Source organism: Rhodococcus sp. P4_C10, from assembly GCF_056402135.1.
Map to the genome: position 1 here is coordinate 1 of NZ_JBFUHZ010000001.1, position 26,174 is coordinate 26,174.

Annotated in this window: 25 protein-coding genes and 1 pseudogene; 11 read left to right on the top strand and 15 right to left on the bottom strand. The window is 69.7% G+C overall.

From position 1 onward, the window contains the following. Positions 1–56: 56 nt before the first annotated feature. Positions 57–1,484 carry an HNH endonuclease signature motif containing protein gene (locus AC1DWC_RS00005; RefSeq protein WP_477905008.1) on the bottom strand — a complete coding sequence of 476 codons (1,428 nt, stop codon included), beginning with the start codon at positions 1,482–1,484 and terminating at the stop codon, positions 57–59. Positions 1,485–1,583: 99 nt separating this feature from the next. On the opposite strand from AC1DWC_RS00005, the gene AC1DWC_RS00010 reads away from it, so the two are divergent. Next, entirely contained in the window at positions 1,584–2,270 is a 687-nt protein-coding gene (locus AC1DWC_RS00010) for a GNAT family N-acetyltransferase (protein WP_477905009.1), read from the top strand. Between the two features lie 92 nt (positions 2,271–2,362). Here the strand turns inward: AC1DWC_RS00010 and AC1DWC_RS00015 are convergent, their stop codons facing one another. The 3 genes from AC1DWC_RS00015 to AC1DWC_RS00025 all read right to left on the bottom strand — a co-directional run bounded on the left by AC1DWC_RS00015 (position 2,363) and on the right by AC1DWC_RS00025 (position 3,399). Beyond that, entirely contained in the window at positions 2,363–2,491 is a 129-nt protein-coding gene (locus AC1DWC_RS00015) for a hypothetical protein (protein WP_477905011.1), read from the bottom strand. 90 nt (positions 2,492–2,581) lie between these two features. Further along, positions 2,582–3,211 carry a TetR/AcrR family transcriptional regulator gene (locus tag AC1DWC_RS00020; RefSeq protein WP_477905013.1) on the bottom strand — a complete coding sequence of 210 codons (630 nt, stop codon included), beginning with the start codon at positions 3,209–3,211 and terminating at the stop codon, positions 2,582–2,584. Positions 3,212–3,237: 26 nt separating this feature from the next. Continuing rightward, positions 3,238–3,399 carry a hypothetical protein gene (locus tag AC1DWC_RS00025; RefSeq protein ID WP_477905015.1) on the bottom strand — a complete coding sequence of 54 codons (162 nt, stop codon included), beginning with the start codon at positions 3,397–3,399 and terminating at the stop codon, positions 3,238–3,240. Between the two features lie 166 nt (positions 3,400–3,565). Between AC1DWC_RS00025 and AC1DWC_RS00030 the strand changes: the two genes are divergently transcribed. Then, positions 3,566–4,741 carry a winged helix DNA-binding domain-containing protein gene (locus tag AC1DWC_RS00030; RefSeq protein ID WP_477905017.1) on the top strand — a complete coding sequence of 392 codons (1,176 nt, stop codon included), beginning with the start codon at positions 3,566–3,568 and terminating at the stop codon, positions 4,739–4,741. Positions 4,742–4,746: 5 nt separating this feature from the next. Here AC1DWC_RS00030 and AC1DWC_RS00035 read toward each other — a convergent pair whose 3' ends face one another. Continuing rightward, a complete protein-coding gene (locus tag AC1DWC_RS00035) occupies positions 4,747–6,258 on the bottom strand; it encodes an acetyl-CoA hydrolase/transferase family protein (protein ID WP_477905019.1) in 1,512 nt (503 codons plus the stop codon). Positions 6,259–6,402: 144 nt separating this feature from the next. Here AC1DWC_RS00035 and AC1DWC_RS00040 point away from each other — a divergent pair, with 144 nt between their 5' ends. Next, positions 6,403–6,891 carry a heme-binding beta-barrel domain-containing protein gene (locus tag AC1DWC_RS00040; protein ID WP_477905021.1) on the top strand — a complete coding sequence of 163 codons (489 nt, stop codon included), beginning with the start codon at positions 6,403–6,405 and terminating at the stop codon, positions 6,889–6,891. A 16-nt stretch (positions 6,892–6,907) separates the two neighbouring features. Here AC1DWC_RS00040 and AC1DWC_RS00045 read toward each other — a convergent pair whose 3' ends face one another. Beyond that, positions 6,908–7,669, bottom strand: a complete 762-nt coding sequence (locus tag AC1DWC_RS00045; protein WP_477905410.1) for an SDR family NAD(P)-dependent oxidoreductase — start codon at positions 7,667–7,669, stop codon at positions 6,908–6,910. A gap of 230 nt (positions 7,670–7,899) precedes the next feature. Between AC1DWC_RS00045 and AC1DWC_RS00050 the strand changes: the two genes are divergently transcribed. After that, positions 7,900–8,301, top strand: coding sequence for a VOC family protein (locus tag AC1DWC_RS00050; RefSeq protein WP_477905023.1), 402 nt, complete (start codon positions 7,900–7,902; stop codon positions 8,299–8,301). A gap of 117 nt (positions 8,302–8,418) precedes the next feature. Then, positions 8,419–10,641 (top strand): thiamine pyrophosphate-dependent enzyme, encoded by a 2,223-nt coding sequence (locus AC1DWC_RS00055; protein ID WP_477905025.1) that lies wholly within the window; start codon positions 8,419–8,421, stop codon positions 10,639–10,641. 67 nt (positions 10,642–10,708) lie between these two features. Here the strand turns inward: AC1DWC_RS00055 and AC1DWC_RS00060 are convergent, their stop codons facing one another. Continuing rightward, positions 10,709–11,206: an HPP family protein gene (locus tag AC1DWC_RS00060; RefSeq protein WP_477905027.1), complete on the bottom strand. Its 498-nt coding sequence runs from the start codon at positions 11,204–11,206 to the stop codon at positions 10,709–10,711. A gap of 28 nt (positions 11,207–11,234) precedes the next feature. Beyond that, a complete protein-coding gene (locus AC1DWC_RS00065) occupies positions 11,235–12,104 on the bottom strand; it encodes an alpha/beta fold hydrolase (protein ID WP_477905029.1) in 870 nt (289 codons plus the stop codon). 95 nt (positions 12,105–12,199) lie between these two features. Between AC1DWC_RS00065 and AC1DWC_RS00070 the strand changes: the two genes are divergently transcribed. Next, positions 12,200–12,754 carry a TetR/AcrR family transcriptional regulator gene (locus tag AC1DWC_RS00070; RefSeq protein ID WP_477905031.1) on the top strand — a complete coding sequence of 185 codons (555 nt, stop codon included), beginning with the start codon at positions 12,200–12,202 and terminating at the stop codon, positions 12,752–12,754. An 87-nt stretch (positions 12,755–12,841) separates the two neighbouring features. On the opposite strand, the gene AC1DWC_RS00075 is transcribed toward AC1DWC_RS00070, so the two are convergent. Both AC1DWC_RS00075 and AC1DWC_RS00080 read right to left on the bottom strand, forming a co-directional pair. Next, positions 12,842–13,573 carry a rhomboid-like protein gene (locus AC1DWC_RS00075; protein ID WP_477905032.1) on the bottom strand — a complete coding sequence of 244 codons (732 nt, stop codon included), beginning with the start codon at positions 13,571–13,573 and terminating at the stop codon, positions 12,842–12,844. 31 nt (positions 13,574–13,604) lie between these two features. Beyond that, positions 13,605–14,939 (bottom strand): ABC1 kinase family protein, encoded by a 1,335-nt coding sequence (locus AC1DWC_RS00080; protein ID WP_477905412.1) that lies wholly within the window; start codon positions 14,937–14,939, stop codon positions 13,605–13,607. A gap of 189 nt (positions 14,940–15,128) precedes the next feature. Here AC1DWC_RS00080 and AC1DWC_RS00085 point away from each other — a divergent pair, with 189 nt between their 5' ends. Continuing rightward, positions 15,129–16,607, top strand: coding sequence for a DUF4185 domain-containing protein (locus AC1DWC_RS00085; protein ID WP_477905034.1), 1,479 nt, complete (start codon positions 15,129–15,131; stop codon positions 16,605–16,607). Between the two features lie 45 nt (positions 16,608–16,652). Next, positions 16,653–17,132, top strand: coding sequence for a hypothetical protein (locus AC1DWC_RS00090; protein ID WP_477905037.1), 480 nt, complete (start codon positions 16,653–16,655; stop codon positions 17,130–17,132). A gap of 12 nt (positions 17,133–17,144) precedes the next feature. Here AC1DWC_RS00090 and AC1DWC_RS00095 read toward each other — a convergent pair whose 3' ends face one another. After that, positions 17,145–17,645 (bottom strand): alpha-isopropylmalate synthase regulatory domain-containing protein, encoded by a 501-nt coding sequence (locus AC1DWC_RS00095; protein WP_477905039.1) that lies wholly within the window; start codon positions 17,643–17,645, stop codon positions 17,145–17,147. 337 nt (positions 17,646–17,982) lie between these two features. Between AC1DWC_RS00095 and AC1DWC_RS00100 the strand changes: the two genes are divergently transcribed. Then, positions 17,983–18,753, top strand: a complete 771-nt coding sequence (locus AC1DWC_RS00100; RefSeq protein WP_477905041.1) for a hypothetical protein — start codon at positions 17,983–17,985, stop codon at positions 18,751–18,753. A 72-nt stretch (positions 18,754–18,825) separates the two neighbouring features. Continuing rightward, positions 18,826–19,536, top strand: coding sequence for a hypothetical protein (locus AC1DWC_RS00105; protein ID WP_477905043.1), 711 nt, complete (start codon positions 18,826–18,828; stop codon positions 19,534–19,536). A 460-nt stretch (positions 19,537–19,996) separates the two neighbouring features. Here AC1DWC_RS00105 and AC1DWC_RS00110 read toward each other — a convergent pair. Continuing rightward, positions 19,997–20,980 (bottom strand): annotated as a pseudogene (locus AC1DWC_RS00110) (YeiH family protein); the annotation flags it as partial. A gap of 101 nt (positions 20,981–21,081) precedes the next feature. Between AC1DWC_RS00110 and AC1DWC_RS00115 the strand changes: the two are divergent. Next, on the top strand, positions 21,082–21,993 hold the full coding sequence (locus AC1DWC_RS00115; protein ID WP_072846775.1) for a LysR family transcriptional regulator: 912 nt from the start codon (positions 21,082–21,084) through the stop codon (positions 21,991–21,993). Positions 21,994–22,030: 37 nt separating this feature from the next. Here AC1DWC_RS00115 and AC1DWC_RS00120 read toward each other — a convergent pair whose 3' ends face one another. The 3 genes from AC1DWC_RS00120 to AC1DWC_RS00130 all read right to left on the bottom strand — a co-directional run bounded on the left by AC1DWC_RS00120 (position 22,031) and on the right by AC1DWC_RS00130 (position 26,129). Further along, the gene (locus AC1DWC_RS00120; RefSeq protein WP_477905045.1) at positions 22,031–23,038 is read right to left on the bottom strand and encodes an NAD(P)H-dependent glycerol-3-phosphate dehydrogenase; all 1,008 of its coding nucleotides are present in this window, start codon (positions 23,036–23,038) and stop codon (positions 22,031–22,033) included. 100 nt (positions 23,039–23,138) lie between these two features. Further along, complete coding sequence (locus tag AC1DWC_RS00125; RefSeq protein ID WP_477905047.1) at positions 23,139–23,795, bottom strand: YdcF family protein; 657 nt, start codon at positions 23,793–23,795, stop codon at positions 23,139–23,141. 96 nt (positions 23,796–23,891) lie between these two features. Next, positions 23,892–26,129, bottom strand: coding sequence for an MMPL family transporter (locus tag AC1DWC_RS00130; RefSeq protein WP_477905049.1), 2,238 nt, complete (start codon positions 26,127–26,129; stop codon positions 23,892–23,894). Between the last annotated feature and the right edge of the window lie 45 nt (positions 26,130–26,174).

Here is a 26,174-nt window from a genome sequence, read left to right on the forward strand (position 1 = left end):
AGTGTGTCTCGGCCGCAACCGGTCTGGTTGTGGGTGAGTGTTGAGGCCTTGCCTGGTCAGACTTCGTGGATCGCGCGCCGGTTGTGGGCCGGCCGGGGTCTTCGCAGCGGGTCCACCCACGCGGGTGGGGTGAACGACGGGAACCCGTCCGATTCGATCTGCACTGCCCAGTGGTTCCTGTGGATGATCGTGTGGTGCTTCTTGCAGAGCAGCACGAGGTTGGACAGGGCGGTGGGTCCGCCCTCACTCCAGTGCCGGATGTGGTGGGCGTCGGTCCACGCCGCCGGTCGGCCGCAGCCGGGGAACGCGCAGCCGCAGTCCCTCGCCACCAGCGCTTTCCGTAGTTTCGGGGAGATGACGCGGGTGGTTCGGCCGATGTCGAGTGGGTTGCCGCCCCGGTCGACGAAGATCGGCGTGACGGTCGCGTCGCAGGAGATGCGGGCGGCGATGGCGGCGGAGATCGGGCCGACCCAGGGCATGGTGGCGTGCCGGCGTCGGCGGTAGTGTCGAGGGGGTCTGACGTCGGCGCAGTGTTGGCCACTGACAGTTCCGGTTGCGTTGTCGGAGTGGTAGTCCCAGTCGTTGTCTCGCCACGCTCCGGTCGCGGGTGTCGGCGCCGTCGCGGAGACCGCGTGTCTCAAGGCATCGACGTCGATCGTCACCGTGACGTGGGGTCGTTCGCCGCCTTCCATCGGGCCGCGTGCGTTGTCGAGGTGCCCGCGGATGATCTGTTCGAGGGCGTCGGCGCGGCGCTTGGCGGCGGTACGGTCGTCCCGGATCGGGTGGCCGTCGTCGTCGGTGCTGGGATGCGGCTTCGACAGTCCGGAGAGGGCGGTCTGGAGGGCCTCGCCGGACTCGGCGTCGAAGGTGCCTTTCACGTGCACCCGCCCGCCGAGCGTTGTGCTGGCGAAGAACTCGTTGAGTTCGGGGTTCTCGCCGTCGGGTGGGACGGTCCCGTCGAGTTGCAGGAGCAGTTCCAACGCGCGTGCGCGTCGGCGCAGGACGGTGACGTTCTCGAGACGGGCGGACATGAGCAGGTAGGCCTGGCAGTCGTCGGGGCGTCCGCTCTCGGGGTCGGGGTGGTCCCAGTCGGTCTCCACCGACTCGGCAGTCCGGTCGGCGGTGAGTCTTTCGAGTCTGGCGAGGAAGTTGACGATCACCTGGACGTGGCCGAGTTCGATCCGCCCGGCATCGAGTGCGGCGGCCATCCGCGGGCGCAGTGGTAGTTCTCGGCCGAGGCGGACGATCCTGCCCGCCTGGCCGGCGGTCATGTGGGTGGCATCCGCGAGCCAGGACGCGGTGTCGGCGGCACCGAGGTGGTTCGAGAGGCACTGCTGGTCGGCCTCGTGCACCAGCCGCACACGCAGGGCTTCGAGTTCGAGGATCTTCTCCGACAGTTCAGGGACCGCCGCGGCCAACTCGGTTTCGTCGAGTCGCCATGCCTCGACCCGGGCGGGGTCGGTGAGCATGGCGTCGAGTTTCATACATCGAATTCTACTCGCACGCACATTCGATCACAATGATATTTTGCCTGGTGAAGAATGTGCGAGCGCAGAGAAGCGCTGAATGAGAAGATGTCCGCCATGACGCAACAAATCGCGGAGGTTGCCCGTTTCGAGCCGGTCGAGGACGTCCGTCCGTCCGACCGCGCGTGGCCGCAGATGGTCTGGCCGGTGCCCGCGGGGACGGAACTGGTCGGCGAGGCCGTGCGCCTGACTCCGGTCGACCCGGCCGCCGACGCGCACGACCTCTTCCACGCCCTCGACCGCGCCGACGTGTGGGCGCACGTGCCCGGCCGGCCCGCAGACCCGGCGGATCTCGAGGAGATCCTGGGTGCCCGGTGCGCCCAGCCCGAATGGCAGCCGTGGACGGTGCGGACTCGACACGCCGTGGGCGACGTACCGGCGGGTGCCGTCGTCGGAATGACCTCGTTCCTCGACGTGGCGACATATGACGCGCGCCTGGAGATCGGCTACACCCTCTATGCCCCTGCCGTGTGGGCAACCGCCGTCAACCCCGAGACAAAGCTCCTTCTGCTTGGGTACGCCTTCGAGACCCTCGGCGTGGGACGGGTGCAGCTGAAGACCGACGCCCGTAATCACCGTTCACAGCAGGCGATTTACCGGCTCGGCGCCCAGTACGAGGGAACCTTGCGTCGGCACTTCCGCCGTCCGGACGGCACCGTCCGCGACACCGTGATGTTCTCGGTGACCGCGGAGGACTGGCCCATGGTGCGTGAGCGTCTCGCCCGGCGGCTCGGCAACGACTGAACTGCGAGGCCGAGCGCTATCCCCAGTCGCGTCCGGCACGTCGGTCGACACCTTGCCGGGAAACTGGGGATCGCGCCGCTCGAAGAACGAGGTCACACCCCCGATCGCATCCGGACTCGGAGGCTGCCGGCGATGATCGCCGAGTCCACCCGGTGCACCGCGTCCGGATCGGGCGGCGGGCAGAAGGCCGCGGAATCCTTGAACCTCAAACCGATTGCCACTCAGCTCACCCCGCTGCTGGGGATCACCCCTCGATGCCGAGCAACGTCCACGCCGGACCGGGACTGCGCGGGATCACGTCGGTGCGGGGATCAGGACTGGTCGATCGGCGGCAGGACGTCTCGGACGATCGTCGACATGGTGTGGACCAACAGGTCACGGACCTGGCGGCGGGTCAGCGTGCCGGCGTCGAGCCACTGCCGGCTGGCCGACTTGGCCAGGCCGCCGTAGGACACCACGACGGCGCGGACGGCCTCGCGGTGCCGTGCCTCGGGTTCGAGGCCGATGGCGTCCATCATCCGCGTCGCGGCCACGTCATCGGCCTCCCGGAGGATCTGCTCGAGTTCCGGGTCGCGAGTCATGTCCTCCGACATCACCGTCGACATCCGCATGCCCCGGTGCCGCTCGGCGACGTCCAGCCATCGGTCGATCACCGCCTCGATCCGTTGGAAAACGGTGGCGGACTTCGGGATTCGTTCGACCGCGATCGCCGGGACGAACACGAAACGGCGGACCATCTCGAGGTACAGCTCGCGCTTGTTCCCGAAGTAGTGGTTGACCAGTGGGCGTCCCACCCCGGCCGCCGCCGCGATCTCGGTGGTCGACACGTCCGAGTACGGCCTCTCCTCGAAAAGCTTTGCCGCGCACTCGATGATCTGCGCCCGGCGGGCCTCGGGGTCGAGCCGCCGAGCCGTCGTCGGTGAGGAGTGTGTCTCGGGCATGACTGGAGATTATCCGCAGGGGCGGCTCAGCGGCGGAACAGGCTGCGCAGGAACCCGCCGGACGAGGTGGGGCGCTCACAGGTGCAGCGTCGGGCTGCGGGGACGTGCCGCATGACGTCGTCGACGTGGTTGCCGCAGCCCTTCCAGGTGGTCTTTCCGCAGTTCGGGCAGGGGGCGGGTTGGCACATGAGGGTCCTTTCGGTCGTGTGCACCCAATGATACCCATGGGGGTATCCAGCCTGGGGTGTCGTGGGGCAGCAGGGTGGTGCAATTCACCGCACGGCGGCGCCTGGGCTGGGCCCCCGGTCTGGTCCAGGCACCCCGTGGCCGAACGGCGCGGTGCAGAATGGGCGGGTGCCGATCCGAATCGCCGACGCCGAGCGCCGCGCCCGCCTGGCCCAACGCCACCGCCTGGCCCCGGAGGCCCGCGCCGAGAACGTCACGGAGGCGGCGAGAAGCCTTGTCTGCCTCCACGGTACGGACCCGGCGACCATCTACCTGTCGGCCCGGGCGCGGGTCGGCGGCATGGCGGTCGAGGACCTCGACCGTGCGCTGTATGCGGACCGCACACTGGTCAAGCACCTCGCGATGCGCCGCACGCTGTTCGTGTTCCCGCGCGAGTCGATCCCGTACGTTCAGGCCGGCGCCAGCGACCGGGTCGCCGACGCGGAACGGCGCCGACTGGTCCGCGAGGTGGAGAAGGCGGGCCTGTTCACGGACGGCGCGGCCTGGCTGGACGCGGCCGGCGACGCGGTGCTCGGCGCCCTCGTCGACGTCGACCCGACGGCGTACGCCGAACTGCGCGAGGAGATTCCGCTGCTGCGCGGGTCGATGACCTACGGCGAGGGCCGCAGCTGGGGCGGGCAGGTGTCGGTAGGCCCGCGGGTGCTGACCGTCCTGTCGGCGGAGGGTCGGATCGTGCGTGCCACCAACGACGGGCACTGGCGGTTGTCGCGGAACCGGTGGGCGACAGCCGAATCCTGGCTCGGCGCACCGATTGAACGTCGGTCGGCCGCCGACGGTGCTACCTGGCTGGTCGCGGCCTGGCTGCGTGCCTTCGGTCCCGGCACCGAGGCCGACATCAAGTGGTGGCTCGGGTCGACGGCGACCATCGTCCGGAAGGCGCTCTCCGTGCTGGACGTCGTCACCGTCGACCTGGACGGTCAGACCGGCTACCTGCTCGCCGACGACCAGGAGCCGGTGGCGCCGGTCGCGCCGTGGGCGGCCCTGCTGCCCGCGCTGGACCCCACCACGATGGGCTGGCGGGACCGGCAGTGGTACCTGGGACCGCACCGGGATCTGCTGTTCGACACCGCCGGCAACGCCGGCCCGACCGCGTGGTGGGACGGCCGGATCGTCGGCGGCTGGTGGCAGGACGAGGACGGACAGGTGGTGGTCCACCTCCTCGACGACGTCGGCTCCGAGGCGCGCCGGGCCCTGGACGAGGAGGCCGAGCGGCTGTCCGCCTGGCTCGCGGGCGTCCGGGTGCTGCCGCGCTTCCCGTCACCGTTGGCGAAGCTGCACGCCTGACCGCGTCAGCGCTGCATGGACCCCGTCGCCAGGTACCGCTGGTGGAACGAGAACGCCTCGCCGAGCAGGTGCGGGGTGTGTCCCGCGCCGGGCTGCGCGTCGGCGCGGGCCAGGTAGTCGTGCAGAAGCGGCCGGAACTCCGGGTGCGCGCAGTTGTCGATGACGGCGCGCGCCCGGCGCCGCGGGGACAGGCCGCGCAGGTCCGCCAGACCCTGCTCGGTGACGATGACCTGGGTGTCGTGCTCGGTGTGGTCGACGTGCGGGACCATCGGGACGATCGAGGAGATCACGCCGCCGCGTGCGGTCGACGGGCTCAGGAACATCGACACGTAGCCGTTGCGGGTGAAGTCCCCGGACCCGCCGATGCCGTTCATGATCTTGGTGCCCATCACGTGCGTCGAGTTCACGTTGCCGTAGATGTCGGCCTCGAGCATCCCGTTCATCGCGATGATGCCGAGTCGCCGGACCACCTCGGGGTGGTTGCTGATCTCCTGCGGCCGCAGCGTGATGTGGTTGCGGTAGAAGTCGACATTCGAGGTGAACTCCTCGAGGCCCTTCTCCGACAGGGCCAGCGACGTGGCCGACGCGTGCGCGACGGCGCCGTCCTTGATCAGCCGCAGCATGGAGTCCTGGATGACCTCGGAGTAGCAGGTCAGATCGCGGTAGCCACCCCGGTCGAGTCCACCGAGCACCGCGTTGGCGACGTTGCCGATTCCCGCCTGCAGCGGCAGCAGCGAGTCGGCGGGCAGACGCCCGGCCTTCACCTCGTGGTCGAAGAATTCGAGTACGTGCCCGGCGATCGCGATGCTCACCGCGTCCGGTTCGGTGAGCGGGCTGGCGCTGTCGGGGCAGTTGGTCTCCACCACCGCGACCACCTTGTCCGGGTCCACCCGGAATGTGGTCTGGCCGATCCGGTCCGCGGCGCTGGTGATCTCCAGCGGGGTCCGGTTCGGCGGCAGCGCGGTGCCGTAGTAGATGTCGTGGATGCCGGTCATGGCGTCTGGCACCCAGGAGTTGACCTCGAGGATCACCTTCTTGGCGACGTCGAGCCAGGTCTTGTTGTTGCCGACGGAGGCGGACGGGATCAGCTCGCCGGCCTCGGTCACGCCGGCCACCTCGACGACTGCGACGTCCACGGTGCCGTAGTAGCCCTCCCACACCTGCTGGGCCACGTGCGAGAGATGGATGTCGACGTAGTCCATCCGGCCCTCGTTGATCTTGCGGCGGGCGGTGGCCTCGGACTGGTAGGGCATGCGGAGCGCGATGCCGTCGATCTCCGCGAGCGTGCGTTCGGTCTCCGTGGAGACCGACGCCCCGGTGAGCAGGTTGATGGTGAAGTTCTCGCCGGCCCCGCGGGCGTGGTGAATCCGCTCGGCGAGCGCCGGGATGATCACCTTGGGAGTGCCTGCGCTGGCGAAACCGCTGATGGCGACGGTGTCGCCGGCGTGAATGTGCCGGACGGCCTCGGCAGCGGTCGTGGTCTTCTCGAGAAACGCCGAGCTACGAATTCTTGCCATTTTCGCCCCGGATTCGGTTTCGTCGTGTAGAGGAGTCACCGGGACAGGCTAGCGGGCGAGATCCCGGCGACTGCACGCGACGCAGTCCACTACCGTGGTCGCGGACCGCACAATCGCGAAACCCGGGCACCGGAGGGACTTGAAATGACCGACGCCGAGGACCGCCCAACGCCCCCGGACCCGCTCGGTTCGCTGGCACCGTTTGCCGGGCACTGGGTCGGTGGCGGGGACGGGCACTACCCGACCATCGACGACTTCTCCTACGTGGAGGAGATCGAGTTCACCGCGACACCCGGCAAACCGTTCCTCGGGTACCGCTCGCGGACCTGGTCGCCGGGCCGCGAGCGTCCGATGCACACCGAGAACGGCTACCTGCGCCGCGCGGCGGGCGAGGCCGTCGAGTTGCTGGTCAGCCAGCCCACCGGGTTCGTCGAGCTGCACCGCGGCGAGGTGCGCGACGGGGTGCTGGAGCTGACGCAGCTGACCCTGAGCGCGTCGCCGGACGCCAAGCCCGTGCACGGGATCCGGCGCCGCCTGGAGGTGGTCGGCGACGTCCTCACCTATGACATGTGGATGTCGCATGCCGAGACACCGATGACCCACCACCTGCAGGCCCGGCTCCAGCGAGGCTGAGCCGGACGGAGGGACGTCAGCCCCAGCGGGACTGCCCGCCGTCCAGCGGGATGGTCGCGCCGGTGAGGTAGCCGGCGTCCGGGCCGACCAGGAACGCGACGGCCTGGCCGATGTCGGTCTCGGCGTCGCCGATCCGGCGCATGGGGATGCTGGCGACGAACGCCGCCGCCTCGTCGGGGCGGGCGTCGGCCCACCGTTGCAGTGCGGGCGTCTGCGCGTGAGGGGCGACCGCGTTGACCCGGATGCCGTCCACCCCCCACTCGCAGGCCGCGGCGCGGGTCAGGGCGCGCACCCCCTCCTTGACCGCTGCGTAGCCGCCGTAGGTGCTCGCGTCCCAGCGCACCGCGACCGCGCTGACCATGTTGACCACCGCGCCGCCCCCGCGAGCCTTCATGTGCGGGTAGCAGGCCTGCATGGTCCGCAGCGTCGCGACCGGTCCCGAGTTCAGCCCGGCCGCGAGCGCGTCGGGGTCGAGGTCGAGGACGGGGCCGAGCGGGTTGAGGCTGGCGTTGTTGACCAGGATGTCGATGCCGCCGAACAGCGCGACGGCCGCGTCGACGGCCGCGGTGATCTGGCCGGCATCGGCGATGTCGGCGACGATCGGCTCGGCTCGCGCGCCGAACCCGCGGATGCTCTCGCACGTCTCGATCAGCTTCGGCTCGGTGCGCCCGACCACTGCGATTGCCGCACCCTCCTTGGCCAGCGCGAACGCGATGCCCTGGCCGACGCCCTGCCCTGCCCCGGTGATCAGCGCGATCTTTCCGTCCAGCTTGCCCATCTGAAGTCTCTCCACCTGTTCGTCCGCCGCGAGCCGACCCCGGTGCGGCGTCGGCTCTGTCGAGGAGGAAGTGAACCAGTCGGCCACCGGGTCCGGGGCGGTGCTCTCGTTGGCCGGGAGTCCACTGACCAGCGGACCGATGAGTTCGCGTTGCGGCGGGGGTCTGTACCTGCGAACGTCCTCACGGATGAGGATGTGAACCGTCGGACCCCATACGAAGGAGCCCCACAATGTCCCGAATGCTTTTCGTGAACATGCCGGTGAAGAACATCGACGCGACCCGGAAGTTCTTCGACGGAATCGGTTTCGGGTTCAACGAGACCTTCAGCGACGAGAACTGCGCCTCGATGGTGATCAACGACCTGACCACCGTCATGCTGCTGCAGGAGTCGCGGTTCCGCGACTTCATCGCCGACGACATCTGCGACACCTCGAAGGCCCGTGAGGCCCTGCTGTGCATCTCCGCGGACAGCCGCGAGGAGGTCGACTCGCTCGTCGACACCGCCATCGGTGCCGGTGGCTCGGCCTGGATGGAGGCGCAGGACCAGGGCTTCATGTACGGCCGCGCGTTCCGGGACCTGGACGGGCACGTCTGGGAGGTCATGTGGATGGACCCCGCCGCCGTCGGCTGACCGCTGCGGCGCCGTCGGTGCGTGCGGCTGACCCCGACAGGGCTACGGCGCACGCACCGGCCGTCGGCCGCCTAGGCTCGAACTGCGCGTAAACCCCACGAGGGCAGGACGGTTCGCATGGCCGAATCGATCGACGAGCGGTTCGTCGAGACCGTCGGGGCGATGGTGAGCCCGACCCCTGGTCGCTCGCCCGCCCCGACGGCACCCGTGCGCGAGGGTTCGGCGCTCACCGTGGCCCGCTGCCTGGAGCTCTTCGACGCCCAGCTCGGCAGCAGACACCTCGATCTGGCTGCTCGCGTGCTGCGGGCCGGTGGCGCGGGCTTCTACACGATCGGTTCGTCGGGTCACGAGGGCAACGCGGCCGTGGCGGGCGCGCTTCGTCCGACGGACCCGGCGTTGTTGCACTACCGGTCCGGCGGGTTCTTCCTCGAACGCGCGCGCCAGGTCGGCGGTGGCGATCCGCTGCGGGACGTGCTGCTGGGGGTGGTCGCGGCAGCCGCCGATCCGATTTCCGGTGGGCGGCACAAGGTGTTCGGGCGCCACGACCTCGCGGTGATCCCGCAGACCTCCACGATCGCGTCACACCTGCCGCGCGCGGTGGGCGTCGCATTCGCGATCGGGCGGGCCCGCAGGCTGGGTGTCGATTCGCTCTGGCCCGCGGACGCGGTGGCCGTGTGCAGCTTCGGGGATGCCTCCGCCAATCACTCGACGGCGGTCGGTGCGATCAACGCGGCGGCGTTGGGTGCGTACGAGGGGCTGCCGCTGCCATTGCTGTTGGTCTGCGAGGACAACGGCATCGGCGTCAGCGTGCCCACCCCCCGGGGCTGGATCGAGTCCGCGTACTCGGCGCGGGTGGGGCTCGAGTACTTCGCCGCGGACGGCTGCGACCTCGCCGCCGCCGTCGACGCGGCAACGCGCGCCGCGCGCTGGGTGCGCGAGCACCGGCGCCCGGCGTTCCTGCACCTGCGCACAGTCCGGCTGATGGGGCACGCGGGCTCGGACGTGGAATCGGCCTACCGATCTCCCGCGGTGATCGTCGCCGAACAGCGCCTGGACCCGCTGCTCGGCACCGCCCGGCTGCTCGTCGAGTCGGGCGCCCTGACGCCGGACGAGGTGCTCGCCCGGTACCGGCGCAAGCGTGACGACGTGCTCGCGCTCGCCCGCGAGGTCGCCCTTCTCCCCCGGCTGACGACGACGGCCGGTGTGATGTCGCCGCTGGGCGGGCCGGACCCCGGGTCGGTGGCCGACGCGGTCGACATGTCGGCCGGGACACGTTCTCGAACAGAGGTTTTCGACGGTGCGCTGCCGGAGAGGGCCGGTCGTCTCACCCTGGCGCAGTCGATCAACCGTGCCCTGCTCGACGTTCTCGCCGCCCACCCCGAGGCGATGGTTTTCGGTGAGGACGTTGCCCGCAAGGGTGGGGTCTACGGCGTCACCCGCGGGCTCGCGACCCGGGTGGGAGCGGCTCGGGTCTTCGACACCCCGCTCGACGAGCAGACAGTGCTCGGACTCGCGCTCGGTGCGGGCGTCTCCGGGCTGCTGCCCATCCCAGAGATCCAGTACCTCGCCTATCTGCACAATGCGGAGGACCAGATCCGTGGCGAGGCCGCGACATTGGGATTCTTCTCGTCCGGCAGCTACCGCAACCCGATGGTGGTGCGGGTCGCCGGCTACGGCTACCAGAAGGGCTTCGGGGGGCACTTCCACAACGACGACGCGGTCGCGGTGCTGCGTGACATCCCGGGCCTGGTGCTGGCCTCTCCCGCCCGACCCGAGGACGCCGCCGCGATGCTCCGCACCTGTGTCGCCGCCACGAAAACCGAAGGCGCGGTGTGTGTTTTCCTGGAACCGATCGCGCTGTACCACGAGCGGGACCTGCACGAGCCCGGGGACGACGGCTGGCTGGCTCCGTACGCGGGGCCGGACCGCTGGGCAGCCACACACGTCCCGGTTGCGAGCGGCCGCACCTACGGGGACGGACCGGATCTGACCATCGTGACCTTCGGGAACGGGCTGTGGATGAGCCTGCGGGTCGCCGAGCGGCTGCGTAAGCGGGGCCTCGACGCGCGAGTGTTCGATTTGCGCTGGCTCGCTCCGTTGCCGGTGGCGGACCTGCTCCGGGAGGCGCGCGCGACCGGGCGGGTCCTGGTGGTCGACGAGACGCGGCGGTCGGGCGGAGTCTCGGAGGGGGTCGTCGCAGCACTCGTCGACCGCGGCTTCGACGGCCGGATCGCGCGGGTCACGAGCGAGGACAGCTTCGTCCCCCTGGGCGACGCCGCACGCCTGGTGCTGGTCTCCGAGGAGCAGATTGAGGCGGCGGCGCTCGCGGTGGGCCGTTGACGCCGGTCGCGGGCGGTCGAGCTGCGTCGCGACCGCCCGCCATGGCTGCACTTCCAACCGGCCAGTGTCATCCGCGCAGCGGGTACGCGAAGCCGGGCACGATCCGCCCCGCTGCCGCGGCGGCCACCAGCACGATTGCCATCGCGGGTAGCAAGGTGTGCGGAAGGTAGCCGAGCCCCGGGTCGGTGAGCCCGATGCCGCCGGCGCCCAACGCCGCGGGGATGTGTGGTGCACGCAGGACGGCCAAGACCGCGACCGTCGCGACAACCGAGGCGGCCACTGCGGTCTCCGACGGTCCGAGGATCGCGGTGATCGGGAGCGCAGTCGCCGCGGCGGCAGGGTAGGCCCGCAGGATCGCCCCCGGTCTCGCGGGCGGTCCTGCGGGGGCGAGCGCGATCAGGGCGGCCGACGCCACGAACGGCAGCGCGAAGACCGCGAGGCCGAGCAGGTGTTCGGCCGTGGCCAGGGACGCGATGATGATCAGCGCCGCCGCGGCCGCGCTGAGGGCAGAGGCGGTGGTGCCCCGGCGGGCGATCGCGGCGGAGGCACTGGTGAGGACGGACATGAGGCTCCTTCTGGCAGGCCTTGTGGGATCAGGGGTTTCGACGGAGGAAGTCCCTGATCAGGTCGGCGATCTCCTGTCCGTGGGTCTCCAGCGCGAAGTGGCCGGCGTCCAGCAGGTGGATCTCTGCGTCGGGGAGATCGGTCGCGAACGCCTCGGCGCCCGCGGGGCCGAAGATCTCGTCGCCGCGGCCCCAGGCGACCAGTGTTGGCGGCCGGTGGGTCCGGAAGTACTCCTGGAAGGCGGGGTACCCGTCGAGGTTGAACTGGTAGTCCCAGAACAACTGGAGCTGAATCTCCTTGTTGCCCGGCCGGTCCAGGCCTGCCTGGTCCGTCAGCCAGGTCTCGGGCGCGATCCGGTCCAGCCGGTCGGCGGGGACGCCGTGGGTGTACTGCCATCGCGTCGCGTCGAGCTCGAGGAGTTCGCGGACCGCGGGCTCGTGCTCCGTGCGGTTCTGCGCGTGCGCGAACAGTACGTCCCAGAACGGGGTGAATCCCTCCCGGTAGGCATTGCCGCTCTGAGTGATCAGCGCGGTGACGCGTTCCGGGTGCTTGGCGGCGATCCGCAGCCCGATCGGCGCACCGTAGTCCTGGATGTAGAGCGCGAAGCGGTCGACGCCGAGCCGGTCGAGCAGCTGCTCGGTGATCTCGGCGAGGCGGTCGAAGCTGTAGTCGAACTCGTCGACCGCGGGCATCGCGGAGCGCCCGAAGCCGATGTGGTCGGGCGCGATCACGTGGAACTCGTCCGCGAGTTCGGCGATCAGGTTCCGGAACATGTGTGAGCTGCTCGGAAACCCGTGCAGGAGAACGAGGGTCGGGTTGTCCGGGTGGCCGGACTTCCGGTAGAAGACCTCGAGTCCGTCGATGGTCGTGGTGCGGTGGCGGGTGTCGAAGCTGGACATGGTGGCTCCTGACTCTCTCTGGGAGAACGAGCGTTCTCCACCATGACGTGTAGAGTAGAGAACGATGGTTCTCCGCGCAAGTGCCGAGGTGAGAGATGGATCCGGATACCGCTGACACCCGGCTGCTCGACGCAGCCGAGGCACTGTTCAACGAGCGCGGCGTGCAAGCCGTCGGGATGGACGAGATCCGCACGAGGTCCGGGGTCTCCCTCAAGCGCCTCTACCGGCTGTATCCGGCCAAGGACCGGCTGGTCGAGGCGGTGCTGCGCAGGCGCGACCTCGTCGTGCGGGAGGAGATCGCCCGCTTCCTCGAGCCGTTTGACGACCCCCGTGAACGAGTCTTGGGCGTGTTCGACTATCTCGACGGGTGGTTTCGGCAGGAGGACTTCCGCGGCTGCACGTTCATCAACACATTCGGTGAACTGGGCGGCGGAAATCAGGCCGTCGCCGACATCGCCAAGGCGAACAAGGCCTCGTTGCTCGGGTGCCTGCGCGAACTGGTCGCCGACGCGGGCCTGCCGGCGCCGCTGGCCGATCAGCTTGCGATCCTCGCGAACGGCGCGATGGCGACCGCGGCGATCGCCGGCTCGCCCCTGCCCGCCCGGCAGGCCCGCGATGCTGCCCGCGTACTGCTCGACGCGGCGCGCTGACACCGACGCGGGCGCGACTGGTCCGGCTCCGGAGGACGAGATCGGTTGGTGCGGAGGTGAGCGATCGGGCCTGCTCGAGCTGCCGCCCTATTCGGTGGCCGAACTGTCCGTCGACTGACGCACGGCAGCCGAGGTCGGCCGGTTCGCTCGGCGTCGCAGGGACCTGGCGGCTGCGACCGGGTCCCACACCCCAGGCCGTCCCCGCACGAGCGGCTGGCAGGCGAGACCGATCAGGACCGCGGTGAAGTGCCCGACGTCGGTGAAGTTGGGCGAACTCAGCAGCGGCACACCGAAGAAGACCAGCACACCCGCCAGGTAAAGGTACCGCCACGGCTTCGCGATCCGGTAGGTCAACACGGCGACGACGCCGGCCAGCCCGTAGCTGACGCCGACGTCGAGGGTGAAGGCGGCGGATTCCGGGGCGTGACCGTGCTGGATCGCCCAGTAGAGGACGCCTTCGCTGAGGTAGGTGGCGCCGACGTGCGCGATCACCACCACGGCAAGCCAGCGCAGCGTGCCCAGCCAGCGCTCGGCGGGCACGTGGAAGAGGTTGTAGACGACGAAGTAGAGCGGCCAGCCCCCACCTGCGAGCCAGAATGCGCTGGTGACCAGCACCCGCAGCGGATCCTCCTGCAGGTGGTGCAGGTTGGTCGAGCGGCTGCCGAGGACGTGGCGTTCGGCGCCGGGCGAGAGTCGGTGGACGACGATCGAGGTGGCCAGCAGGATGCCCAGCCAGACGAAGGTGCCGGGCGCGCGCCGAACGTACCGCCACGCCGCGCGGGGGAGCGGCGCCAGGCGTCGCCGGAGGGAGACCGTCACCAGACCAGTGTGCGCCCCGTCGGGCGACTTCTCAGTCCTCCGGCAGCGTGATCCCGAGAGCGGCGGTCCGGGCCTGCACGGCCTCCGGGAAGACGTTCCGGAACAGGTACAGGTCGCGTCCCATCACCCAGCCCGGCGCCAGCCGGGTCGCGTACCGCTCGAAGTAGCCGAGCTGCTTGCCGAACAGCACCAGCTCCTCCGGGCTCGCGACGCCCCACAGCTTGCCGATCTGCACCAGCGCCATGATCAGTGAGCTGAGCTTGAGTTCGCCGAGGTCGTTCGCGAACACCGGCGCCAGCACCGCCCCCACCTGCCGGCCGATCTCCTCGTCGCTGGCCTCGAGGTCGGTGGTGAAGCCGAGGCCGCGCAGTCCGCGGGCGACCCGGGAGAAGTCGCCGTCGAGCAGCGTCGCGTAGAACATGTCCTTCAGGACGCCCCGCCACGACTCGGGCAGCTCGCCCACGATGCCGAAGTCCAGCATCGCGATGCGACCGTCGTCGAGGACCCACAGGTTGCCCGCATGCACGTCGCCGTGGAACGGGCCGTGCACGGTGATCGCCTCGATCCAGGCCTTGACGCCCCGCCGGATCAGCATCTGGCTGTCGGGGCGTTCGCCGGGGTCGATCCGGTCGAGCGGCGTGCCGTGCATGCGTTCCATGCAGATCACGTGCGGGCCGCAGTACTCCCAGTACACCTCCGGCGCGGTCACCCCATGGTTGTCACCGAACGACCACAGGGCCGTCCGGAAGCGGGTCTGCCGGTCCGCCTCGACCGCGCTGTTCAGCTCGGTCATGGTGGCGCGGTGCAGGTCCCGGACGATGGCGGTGGCGTTTGCGATGCGGAAGAACTCGCTGAGCCGCTCCAGCAGCCGGGCGCCCCAGTACGCGGTCCGCAGGTCCACCAGCATCCGGTGGTAGATGCCCGGTCGTTGCACCTTGATCACCGCCTGCCGGCCGTCGGGCAGCACGCAGGCGTGCACCTGGGCCACCGACGCCGCCGCGAGCGGGGTGTCGTCGAACTCGGTGAACAGGGCCTCGACGGGACGGCCGAGGTCCGACTCGATCACAGACCTCGCGGCCCGGGCGGAGACCGGCGGCACGTCGTCGAGGCAGCGCAGGCAGGCGTTCGCGAGCGGTGCCGGAAAAACGCCCGGCGACGACGCCATCAGCTGGCCGAGCTTGACGAATGTGGGGCCCAGCGCCTCGAAGGCGTCGACGACGCCCTCGGCTGCGGCGTCGGCCCAGCTCATCCCGCGGCGGGTGAAGGGCTTCGTCCCGAGTGCGAACAGCACGCAGGCTGCGATGACGGCGGCGACCACGAGCGCCCGCCACAGCTGGGCGAGGCCGAATCGCTCCAGTTCGGGCATGTCCACTGTCAGTGCGTGGCTGGGCGGACCCGACTCGAAGGGGCCGACGGGACGCAGGAACTGTCCGGGCACTGCCTCACACCTCGTTTCGCGTTCGGCCAGCCAGCTTAGGGGCGCGACCGAGAAACGTCGATCGTCTTCCGCGGTTGCGGGCCCCCGATGGTGCATCCTGACACCCAAGGAGGTTCTATGCGCAGGATTTTCGCAGTGGCCGCAGTTCTGGTCCTGGCCTCGGGCGTCGGTGTCGTCGGGGGCCAGGCCGCCTCGGCAGAACCAGGGGGTCCGGATCGCACCATCGACGGGCTGCCGGGCAGCGGTCCGTGCTCGACCGATCCGCCCGCCACCCACGCGTCGTTGATACCGGAGCGGCTCGCGGTGCCGATCCCCTATCCACGGATCATCGAGGTGCCGTTCCCGGCGCCGGAGACGCCGACCGTACGGATCGACGCCCCGCCGCTGCCGGCGGACCCGTGTGCCGACCCCTGCCCCGACCTGACGAACGTGCCACTGCCGCCCGCGACCGGGTTGTCCAGCACGCTCGGCCTGCCGCAGATCAGTGCCAACTTCACCCCGTTCAACTTCGGCATTCCCGTTCAGGGTTCGGGCAACGGCCCATTGCCGGACCCGCCGGTGCCTGCCCACCCGGTCATCGAGAACGCGCCGCTCGCACCACCGCTCGCCGCACCCCGGGTGGGTGCGGTCACGATGGTCGCCAAGGAGACCGGCGCGAGTTCGGTCAACCGCACCGACAAGCGCTGGCAGGTCGACGGCACCGACCTCGGCATCATGTGGGAGAGCGAGCCGGGCAAGATCGCGGTGGCCTTCGGGGACACCGTCGGCCGCGACTTCCACCCGCCGGGCGGGCAGGGCCAGGACTGGCGCAGCAATGTCCTTGCCTTCAGCACCGACCGAAACCTCTCGAACGGAATGAGTTTCGACGAGATGGTGCAGGACAGCCGGTGCCACGCTGCGGAGATCCTGGGCAGTCGCAAGCTCGACAACGTGGAGATCACCACGATCCCCACATCGGGATTCGCGCTCGGCTCCCGGCAGTACCTGAGCTACATGTCGATCCGCACCTGGAACAGCATCCCGGGCACGATGTTCACCAACCACGGCGGCATCGCCTATTCCGACGACGGCGGTCAGACCTGGACCAAGGATCCGTATGCCCAGTGGGACAACATTTTCGGGCTGGCCCGGTTCCAGGTGACCGCGATGGTGCCGCAGGGTGGCTACGTGTACATGTTCGGCACCCCCAACACCAGGCTCGGCGAGATCGGACTCGCGCGGGTGCCGGAGGACCAGGTGCTGAACAAGTCGGCGTACCAGTACTGGAGTTCCGGGACCTGGACCGCGGTCGGTGGTGCGGCCTCGGCCACCCCGATCCTGAGCGGCCCGGCGGGCGAACTGTCGGTCCGGTACGACGCGGGCCGGGACCGTTGGCAGATGACGTACCTCGACACCGCGAAGACCTCGATCACGTTGCGGGAGTCCGCGGCGCCGCAGGGGTCGTGGTCGGAGTCGACGCCGCTGGTCGGAGTGGACAGGTACCCGGAGTTGTACGGTGGATTCATCCACCCCTGGTCCACGGACGGCGAACTGTACTTCATGTTGTCGACCTGGTCCGACTACAACGTATTTCTGATGCGGGCCGAATTATCGTGAACTGAAACGAGTTTCGGCGCGCCCAGGCAAGGAGGAGATCGACCGATGTGGCCCGCCGACTGGCCGCGCGCGGTCCGCGACATCGCGTCCGCCACCGACGACGCGGTGACCGCGGCGCGTGCCGCCGACCTCGGGGTATTCGTCGAGGCGAGCGAGCGCCTGCGCGCCGTCGACCTAGAGCAGGTGCGGGCGGTGCACTCCGCGATGGTCCGTGAACTTCTCGAGGACCTGCACCCGGACGGCCTCACCGGGGAGGCCGTCCAGGCCGTCCTCGAACGCTGCGCGCGCGCGGCGGCCGTCTGGGTGCCCGATCTGCAGGTCCCACTGCTGGTGGCCGTCCTGACCGGTTCGCTCGGGCTGTCGGACCCGGACGAGGAGTTCGGCGCCTCGGACCGGTTCGGGTTGGTCCGGCACGCGCTGCTGGTGCTGGCGGACCTGCTCGGCGTGGCGCAGGCTCCGGCGTCCGGCTACCTGCGCCGCGCGGTCGCGGAGATCGAGCGGGCGCAGACCGTCGAGATGCCCTGAGCCCACCCGGTTTCAGCCGTGCAGCAGGTTGGCGCCCGCGATCATCGCCTGGACCGAGGAATCGGTGGCGTTGTCGCCGATCCCGAATGCCCAGTGCCGGCGCCCGGCGTGCTCGCACAGCAGGAAGGTCGCGGTGCGGCCGTCCGCCAGGCCCTGCTGGTGGAAGTCCAGGATCTCGAGCTGGAATCCCGCCTCGTGCAGCATCGAGGTGAGCGCGGAGACGGGACCGCAGGCGATTGCGGTGGCCTGGTGGATGGCGTCGCCCAGACCGAGGGTGGCCTTGAACTCGCTGCGACCGGCGCCGAGGCTCAGGGTCGACCAGCGGCCGAAGCGGACGGGACCGCTGGACGGCGAGAAGGTCTTCAGGAAGGTCTGCCAGCTCATGCCCTCGGCCTCGGTGCGCATTTCGCGGGGCATCGGGGAGCCGAATTGCTGGGCGAACGGGTCGGCCGGTGCGGCGTTGCCGGAATGAGTGTTGCCGGTGTGAGTGGTGAAAGCGCGGTGAGTGTTCATTTTCGTGGTCTTCCTGGTGGAGAAGGGAGGACCAACGCGTAGCTCAACGACCCGCAGCGAGGGGTCGGTCCGAATCAGACCCCGCTACGGCGGTGAACTACGAGAATGCGCTTCATGGGCGCCATGTTAAGCGCGTTCGGAAGTTGTTGCAACCTTTCGGTTACCTCCAGTGGGTGGTGACGAGCGACACAATTGCCGTTCTCTGGAACCGGACATTCAACTGGACGCTTGTCCTATAAAGGACACGAGGCGCGACGAGGGTTGAAATCGGGGTCAGGCCTGCGGATTTGCCCAAAAGACACCGTCGTGCACCGGTTCCACACTCTGGAGGATCTGCATGTCCCGTAACTCGATGCGCCGCGTCGCATCCGTTGTCGCCGCCACCGCCCTGCTCGCGGGCGGACTCGCCGTGGGCACTGCCTCGGCCGCGGGCTCGTCCGACTTCGGCAGCGCCGGCTCGTCCGATGCCCCCGAATCCCCTGCCACGCAGAAGCCGCACTCGGCCACCAAGACCGCTGCCAACATCTCGGTGACGAAGCAGGTCGTCGGCGACGGCAAGGTCGCCCCGGGCCAGAAGGTGACCTACCGGACCACCTTCACGGTCCCGAGTGGCCTGGATCGCGCGATCACCAAGATCAAGGACATCCACCCCGCGGGATTCGAGTACGTGGAGGGCAGTGCCTCGATCAACGCGTGGCACCTGATCGGCGGTCAGAAGACGGTTCCCGTCACGCCGGAGGTGAACGTCGAGGAGAACTACATCCGCGTTTCCAGCCCGACCGGCTGGCTCGTCTCGTCCATCGACGCCAAGACCCTCACCTTCGAGGCGACGTACCTGGCGCCGTCCGACGCCAAGGTCGGCGAGGCGTTCGACAGCGGACTGGCCTTCGACGTCCAGTTCTTCGCGTCGAGCCAGAGCTTCGACCCGATGGGCGTCTTCGCGACCGTGCGCAATGCCAACCTGGTTGAGGGTGTGGGCAGCGGATCCGCCGCGCTCGGCCTGGGCTCGTCCGACGGCGCCAGCGGCTCGGCGGGCTCCGCGATCATCGAGGACCCGGCCGGGTTCCTCGGCGACGTGATCGGCAGTGCGCTCAAGAGCGCCAGCTAGTTCGTCAGCGTTTCGGCGAGGGCCGCCCGGGAACTCCCGGGCTTCCCCTGTGTCACCCGAATGGAGATCTGCATGTCTCGTTTCTCGATGCGTCGTACCGCGTCCGTCGTCGCCGCAACCGCCCTGGTTGCAAGCGGTATGTCCCTGGGCGCCGGTACCGCGGCCGCCGCTCGGGAGGGCTCGTGCGACACGAACAACCTGACGGTGTCGAAGAAGGTGCTCAACGACGGCGAGGTGGCACCGGGTGGGGAGGTGCGGGTGCGCACGGTGTTCTCGGTGACCGGGCATCCGGAGCGTTTCCTGAACAAGCTCGTGGATGTTCATCCCGCGGGGTTCTCCTACGTCCGGGGCACCGCGACGGTCGATGCCTGGACCCTGTTGTCGGGGCAGAAGACCAAGGACGTGGAGCCGTCCGTGCAGGCCTCCGCGAACACCATCACCGTGTCCGACGCCGGCTACCTGCTCTCCCCGACCGGCAACAAGACCGTGACCTTCGAGGCCACGTACCTGGCCCCCAAGGATGCCAAGGTGGGAGCCGAGCACGCCTTCGGGTCGAAGTTCGATGTCTCGCTCTTCGAGACCACTCAGGTGTGTGACGACATGGCCACCGTCAAGATCCGCGGCAAGAACATCGTCGAGGGCGCCACCTCGGGCTCCGCCGATCTCGGCTTCGGCTCCGCCGACACCGAGGGCGGATCCGGCTCCGCGGGCTCGTCCGTCATCACCGATCCGGCCGGCTTCATCGGCAGCATCATCGGGAGCGCTCTCAAGAGCGCCAGCTAGCAGCACGTCCGGCACCGAGGGCCGCCCGGGAGTCTTCCCGTGCGGCCCTCGTTGCGTCTAACGCAGTTCGGCTCTGTCGCAGTGGGTTTCGAGTATCGTCCCGCATTTCGTCGGAATGTGTTGCATCGCCGGAAGCATCTCTGTCGAGAACGTCCTCATGACGCGAACGAGTTCGCGGTTCGGCCGGAGGATCTGCGGGTTCGACGGTGGCGCTGTCCGTGACGTACCGAGTGCCGTTGCTGGCTCCCGTGGGCGCCAGGCTGGACAGCGGCCTCACTTTCGAGGCCTCGGGCTTTGTCGGGGCGCAGGGGAACGAGGCGTTGGGGGATGCCGCTCGAGATCGGCTCTCTCGGACCTTCGGTCCTCGGTCTGCTTGCCGGGGCATCCAGCGCCAGCTGAGTTGGCGCTGCGTTCGGCCAGGACGGCTCGTAGCTCGTCCGACAGCGAGGGCCGCCCGGGAACGTGGACCGACGCCACGGATGACGCTCACGTGCACGCTCGAGCCCAGCGCGAACATCGCGGCCGTCAGGAGCGCCGTCTGCACGAGCTTGGCCACGTCGAGGAAGGCGTCGGGGAGCAGGCCGGTCGAGCGCAGTGCCACGCAGCCGAGGAAGGCCACCGTGAACAGCGGAACCAGCGGCGGGCGCTTCACGTCCGTGGACGAGGCTCCGGAGGTGCGCCGGGTGTGCAGGCTCAGGTACGCCATGACGGGGGCCAGCATCAGCACGCGGGCGAGCTTGACGACCGTGGCCACGGCCAGCGCGCCGCCGCCGATTGCGGTGCCGGCGGCAACCACCTGGGCGACCTCGTGGATCGAGCCGCCGGCCCACATGCCGGCGTCGAGGTTGCTCAACCCGAACAGGCTCGCCAGGAGCGGAACGGTCGGAATCATCAGGGTGCCGAAGATGACGACGAGCGCGACCGCGGTGAGCAGCTCCTCTTCCTTCGCGTTCACCACGCCGTCGGCGGCGGCGACGGCGGCCGCACCGCAGATCGAGAACCCACAGGCGATGAGCACCCGCTGCGTCCAGGACAGCCCGAGGAGCTTGCCGGCGTACATGGTGCCGGCGATGCCGAGAACGACGATCGCCACGACCACCGCGATCACGCCCCAGCCGAGCCCGAGGATGTCACTGAACATCAGCTGCAGCCCGAGCAGGGCGATGCCGACGCGCAGCAGTCGCTTGGAGGAGAAGGTCAGTCCCGGGCGAAGTCGCGCGGGCAGCTTGACGAGGTTGGCCATCACCGCACCGCCGACGATGGCGATGAGCAGGGGGCTCACGGTGGGCAGGAGCCGTCCGATTCCCATTGCCAGCAGAGCGCCGACGACGCAGAGCGCCAGTCCCGGGAGCAGGTCGGCCTTTCCTGCCGGGGCCGGCGGGGCCGAGGTGGCGGGGACAGCTGGCCGTTGCTCGGTCTCGGAGTCGCTCAAATTGCTGGGCATAGTTCAAGGGTCCGCTACGTCGGCACGTTGCGGTAGATGGAAGTTTACTAACGCTCAATATCGTATTGATATGCATTGGCCGCCGGGTATAGCCTGAATGCATGACCCGAAGATGGCCCGAGATCACCGTCCTCGAGCTGCTCGTCGGCATCGACGACCACGGAAGTCTCAGTGCCGCAAGCAGGGTCGCCGGCATGGCGCAGCCGAACGCCAGCCGGGCGATCAAGCAGCTCGAGCGACAGTTCGAGATGTCGCTGGTGCAGCGCAAGCCGACCGGTTCCACTCTGACGCCGCAAGGGACGGTCATCGCGCACTGGGCGCGAAAGGTGCTCGCGGACGCGCTGCAGCTGCTCGACGTGGCCGAGGGGTTGCGCACCGAACGCGCCGCGGAGTTGACGGTCAGCGCGAGCAACACGGTGGCCGAACACCTGATACCGGGCTGGCTGGGACAGTTCCGGAGCCTGAACCCCGATGTCACCATCCACCTGCAGGTCCGCAACTCGACCCAGGTGATCGAGGGTGTCCTCGACGGGACGTGCGACGTCGGGTTCGTCGAGTCGCCTACCGTCCCCCGCACGTTGCACAGCCTCACCGTGGCGCGGGACCGGCTGGTGGTGGTCGTGCACCCCAACCACCTGTGGGCGCGCCGACGCAAGCCCCTCACGATCGCCGAGTTGGCGACGACGCCCCTGGTGGTTCGTGAGCCCGGGTCCGGTACGAGAACAACCCTCGACCTGGCCCTGCAGGACTACACCCGGGCCGCGCCGCTGCTCGAACTGGGCAGCGCGGCGGCCATCCGGACCAGCGTGCTCGCCGGTGTCGGTCCCGCGGTCCTCAGCACGCTCGCGGTCAGTGAGCAGGTGAGGTCGGGCGAACTGCGGGTCATCGAGGTGGCCGGCCTGGACCTCGACCGGGTCCTGCGGGCGGTGTGGAAGCCGCCGCGTCAGCTCGAGGGGCCGGCCGGTGACCTGGTGCGGCTGGTACGTCGCACGGCGAACGAGCGGAGCGAATGACGACCGACGCCGTGGGCGCGGACGGTGCCCGGTGCCGTCAGGCCATGTCGTGCTCGTCCCCGGGGGCGACCCGCCGCAGTCCACGGTAGGCGTCCTCGGGGGTGCGGCGACCCGCGACGACGGCCTCGACCTCCGCCGCGATGGGCATCTCGACGTCGAAGTCGCGGGCCAGTTCCATCACCGTCGGCGCGGTCTTGACCCCCTCCGCGACCTGACCCAGCTCGGCGACCGCCTGTTCCACGGTCAACCCCCTGGCGAGCGCCTCGCCGACCCGACGGTTGCGGGAGGCGGGGCTCATGCAGGTGGCGATGAGATCGCCGACGCCGGTGAGGCCGGCGAACGTGCGGGGGTCCGCGCCCATGGCCTCGCCCAGCCGGGTCATCTCGGCGAGCCCGCGCGCGAGCACCATGGCCCGGGTGTTGTCGCCGACGCCCAGGCCGTCCGCCATGCCCGACGCGATCGCGACGATGTTCTTGAGCACCCCGCCGAGCTCGCAGCCGAGGACGTCGGTGTTGCGGTAGACGCGGAAGACGGACGAGGCGAACAGCGGCTGCAGGGCGCTGGCGACCCGTTCGTCCTGGGTCGCGACCACGGCCGCCGCGGCCATGCCGTCCGCGATCTCCCGCGCGATGTTCGGTCCGGCCAGCAGGCCGACGGGATGGCCGGGCAGGCACTCGGCGATCACCTCGGTGGGGCGCCGGCGGGTGCCTGGTTCGAGCCCCTTCGCCAGCGACAGCACCGGCACCCACGCCCGGACCTCGTTGCTGATCTGGCTCAGGGTGCTGCGGATGGCGTGCGAGGGCACCCCGACGACGAGGACGTCGGCCTCCCTGGCGGCCTCGATGATGTCGTCGGTGGCCCGCAGGCCCGCGGGCAGCTCACGGTCACCGAGATAGCGCGAGTTGCGGCGCTCGGTGTTGATCTCCTCCGCCGCCGCCGAACTCCTGGACCACAGCAGGGTCGGGGTGTTGTGGGCGGCCAGGCCGGCCACCGTGGTGCCCCACGACCCGGACCCCAGCACGACCACCTGCACCGGCCGCGACATCAGGACTCACCGTGCGTGCCGTCGACACTCGTCGTCATCGACTCAGGGTCCCACCGCGGAGGGGACCGCGGTGTGGGTTTCTGCGAACTTGGAGCCGGCGTCAGGGCGCGACGACACCGGCGATGGGGATCCGTCCGCCGACCGCGACCCGGAAGTCGACCATGGCGCGCTGCAGGTGATCCGGGCTGGTCACCACGACCGCCCCGGTGGCGCCGCGCTGGGCCAGGATCGCGTTGGTGTTCTGCGCGTTCTCGACGGTGGATCGTGAGGTGTTCTCCTCGGTGATCCGGACCGCCGGGATGCCGCGGGCGATCAGCCACTCGCGCATCGCCCGGGCCTCGGTGATGCCGGACTGCGGTACTCCGCCGCTGACGATGATCGGCGTGAACGGGAACTGCTGCGCCAGTACGAGGGTGGCCTGGAGTCGGGATTCGAGCACCGGCCGAATCGCGCCGTTGGGGAACAGTCCGGCCCCGAGCACCACGATGTTCGTGCCGATCGGGTTGAGCACCAGGGCCACCGGAGACTGCGTGGTCAGGGTTTCCAGCCGGGTGCAGGCGAGAATCACCTCGCGGATGGGGGTCTGGCAGCCGCCGACCGTGGAGAGCGCGCCGTTGACCAGTGTGGTCGGCGACAGCAGCGGGTCGACCGACGATGCCGCCTGGGCGGCCCCGGGGACCGCTGTCGCGGCGGCCGCGGCGAGCAGCGTGCCGACGAGAACCTGACGAAACTGGCGCGAGCGTGATTGTGGCGACATGAGACTCCTCTTCGTGCTGGCGGCTTTTCCTGCAGGAGGCGGTAATCGACCACGAGTGTGCCGTAGCGGCGAACGTTTCGCGAAACTTCCGAAGGATCAGTCGCCGGACCGTGACAGGGCCGACGGCCACCAGACGGCCCTGCCGATGTCGTGCGAGAGCGCTGGTACCAGGATGCTTCGCACCACGATGGTGTCGAGCAGGACGCCGAACGCGACGGCGAACCCGACCTCTGCCAGGAACACCAGGGGCAGCACGCCGAGCACCGCGAAGGTCGCGGCCAGGACGATGCCGGCCGACGTGATCACCCCACCGGTCACGGCGAGGCCCCGCAGCACGCCCGACCGGGTGCCGTGGCCGATCGACTCCTCGCGCACCCTCGTCATCAGGAAGATGTTGTAGTCGATGCCGAGCGCGACGAGAAACACGAAGGCGAACAACGGGAACGACTGGTCGGCGCCCGCGAAGTGGAACACGTGGGTGAACATGAAGCCGCACACGCCGAGGGTGGCCGCGAAGGACAGCACCACGGTGGCGATGAGGATCAGCGGCGCCAGCAGCGCCCGCAGCAGGACGGCCAGCACCACGAAGATCACGGCGAGCACGATGGGGATGATCAGGTTGCGGTCGTGGACCGAGGCGGCCTGCACGTCCAGGGTGGCGGCGGACGTGCCGCCCACCTGGGCGTCGGCCCCGGGCACGGCGTGCACCGCCGCCCGCAGTCGGGTGACGGTCTCCAGCGCCTGCGGCGAGTCGTAGGCGTCCGCGAGGGTGACGTTGACGACGGTGCGGCCGTCGATCGGCGCGACCGTGAGTGTCGAAGGGGGGCAGCCCGGTTGGGCCTGCTGCGGCAGCTGGCCGCCGGAGAGCTGCGTCAGGGCGGCGAGCTTCGAGTAGTCCACCTGCACGCACACCGACCCGGGCGCGGTCGAGACGCCCTCGACCCGGCCGGCCGCGTCCATCACCTGGTCCAACTGGGCCACGTTGGTGGTGATCACCGCGGGCGCCCCGGTGCCGGGATCGAACTTGGCGTCGTAGATCCGTTGTCCCGCCACGGCATCGGGCGTGTTGGTGAAGTTCTCGGTGGTGGTGAGCCCGTCGGTGCTCAGGCTGCCGATCCCGACCGCGAACAGCACGACGAGCAGCGCGGTCGCACCGATCCACGCGGGCCGGTCGCGGCGACCGACCACCTCGGCGATCCGCCCCCACATGCCGTGCGTGGCGAGGTCCGCCGCGTGGTCGACCCTGGGAATGCGGGGCCAGAACACCCACCGTCCCGCGACGGCCAGGAACACCGGAAGGAACGTCATCATCACCAGGTAGGTGCAGCCGATTCCGATCGCCGCGACGGGGCCGAGGCCCTTGTTGGAGTTCAGTTCGGAGAAGGTCAGGCAGAGCAGGCCGAGGATCACGGTCAGGGCGGACGCGCTGATGGCGGGGGCAGACTCGCGCCAGGCCCGGATCATCGCGTCGAACCGGTCGGGGTACCGGTGCAGTTCTTCCCGGTAGCGGGAAATGAGCAGCAGGGCATAGTCGGTGCCCGCGCCGAGCACCAGCACCGAGAGGATGCCCTGGCTCTGGCCGGTCAGCGTGATCACCTCGTGCTCGGCGAGGAAGTAGACGGCCATCGAGGACAGTCCGAGCGCGAGCACCGCCGACAGGATCGGGAAGAACCACAGCACCGGCGAGCGGTAGACGACCAGCAGGATCAGCACCACCACCAGCAGCGCGGCGCCGAGCAGGGCGCCGTCGATGCCGGCGAACGCGTCGATCAGCGCGACGAGCAGCCCGCCGGAACCCGCGGGCAGCACCACCAGTCCGGTGTCGCTGGTCGCGGCGGTCGCGGTGTCCATGACGGTCTGCTCGGTCTGGGCGAGAGCCTCACCGTTGACGGCGGTGCCGTCGGCGTCGGTGGCGGCCAGTGGGACGAACAGCGCGGCGGTGGTGCCATCGGCCGAGTACTGGACGGGCGTCATGCTCGACCTGTCGACGCCCTCCACGCCGGCGACCTCGGTGGTGGCCCGTGCGATGGCCTCCTTGTCGGCCGCGGTCAGTGGACCGTCGGCGCGTTGGAAGACGACGAACCCCGGGACGGTCGTGACGGTGACGAACTTCGCGGCCTCGTTGGCGACCTTCGTGGACTCGGCCGACGCGGGCAGGTACGACGCGTTGTCGTTCTTCTGGACCTCGCTGAGTTTGCCCTGGAATGCTCCGCCCGCACCGCCGAGCAGGAAGGCGAGCGCGGCGAGGACGATGACCGCGACCACCGGCCAACCTCGCCGAGGACGCGGCGGTTCGGCGGGGGCGTTCTCGGTGTCGAGGTCCAGTTCGGTCATGTGTGTCCTCGCATGCGCTCATACGGCGGAGGTCAACGCGCTCCA

Coding starts and splice junctions, on each gene's coding strand:
- AC1DWC_RS00040 (WP_477905021.1), top strand. CDS start 6,403: ATGACCGACGCCGAGGACCGCCCAACGCCCCCGGACCCGCTCGGTTCG.
- AC1DWC_RS00085 (WP_477905034.1), top strand. CDS start 15,129: ATGCGCAGGATTTTCGCAGTGGCCGCAGTTCTGGTCCTGGCCTCGGGC.
- AC1DWC_RS00070 (WP_477905031.1), top strand. CDS start 12,200: ATGGATCCGGATACCGCTGACACCCGGCTGCTCGACGCAGCCGAGGCA.
- AC1DWC_RS00010 (WP_477905009.1), top strand. CDS start 1,584: ATGACGCAACAAATCGCGGAGGTTGCCCGTTTCGAGCCGGTCGAGGAC.
- AC1DWC_RS00055 (WP_477905025.1), top strand. CDS start 8,419: ATGGCCGAATCGATCGACGAGCGGTTCGTCGAGACCGTCGGGGCGATG.
- AC1DWC_RS00115 (WP_072846775.1), top strand. CDS start 21,082: ATGACCCGAAGATGGCCCGAGATCACCGTCCTCGAGCTGCTCGTCGGC.
- AC1DWC_RS00060 (WP_477905027.1), bottom strand. CDS start 11,206: ATGTCCGTCCTCACCAGTGCCTCCGCCGCGATCGCCCGCCGGGGCACC.
- AC1DWC_RS00090 (WP_477905037.1), top strand. CDS start 16,653: ATGTGGCCCGCCGACTGGCCGCGCGCGGTCCGCGACATCGCGTCCGCC.
- AC1DWC_RS00035 (WP_477905019.1), bottom strand. CDS start 6,258: ATGGCAAGAATTCGTAGCTCGGCGTTTCTCGAGAAGACCACGACCGCT.
- AC1DWC_RS00105 (WP_477905043.1), top strand. CDS start 18,826: ATGTCTCGTTTCTCGATGCGTCGTACCGCGTCCGTCGTCGCCGCAACC.
- AC1DWC_RS00120 (WP_477905045.1), bottom strand. CDS start 23,038: ATGTCGCGGCCGGTGCAGGTGGTCGTGCTGGGGTCCGGGTCGTGGGGC.
- AC1DWC_RS00065 (WP_477905029.1), bottom strand. CDS start 12,104: ATGTCCAGCTTCGACACCCGCCACCGCACCACGACCATCGACGGACTC.
- AC1DWC_RS00095 (WP_477905039.1), bottom strand. CDS start 17,645: ATGAACACTCACCGCGCTTTCACCACTCACACCGGCAACACTCATTCC.
- AC1DWC_RS00025 (WP_477905015.1), bottom strand. CDS start 3,399: ATGTGCCAACCCGCCCCCTGCCCGAACTGCGGAAAGACCACCTGGAAG.
- AC1DWC_RS00130 (WP_477905049.1), bottom strand. CDS start 26,129: ATGACCGAACTGGACCTCGACACCGAGAACGCCCCCGCCGAACCGCCG.
- AC1DWC_RS00100 (WP_477905041.1), top strand. CDS start 17,983: ATGTCCCGTAACTCGATGCGCCGCGTCGCATCCGTTGTCGCCGCCACC.
- AC1DWC_RS00125 (WP_477905047.1), bottom strand. CDS start 23,795: ATGTCGCCACAATCACGCTCGCGCCAGTTTCGTCAGGTTCTCGTCGGC.
- AC1DWC_RS00020 (WP_477905013.1), bottom strand. CDS start 3,211: ATGCCCGAGACACACTCCTCACCGACGACGGCTCGGCGGCTCGACCCC.
- AC1DWC_RS00080 (WP_477905412.1), bottom strand. CDS start 14,939: ATGCCCGAACTGGAGCGATTCGGCCTCGCCCAGCTGTGGCGGGCGCTC.
- AC1DWC_RS00045 (WP_477905410.1), bottom strand. CDS start 7,669: ATGGGCAAGCTGGACGGAAAGATCGCGCTGATCACCGGGGCAGGGCAG.
- AC1DWC_RS00005 (WP_477905008.1), bottom strand. CDS start 1,484: ATGAAACTCGACGCCATGCTCACCGACCCCGCCCGGGTCGAGGCATGG.
- AC1DWC_RS00050 (WP_477905023.1), top strand. CDS start 7,900: ATGTCCCGAATGCTTTTCGTGAACATGCCGGTGAAGAACATCGACGCG.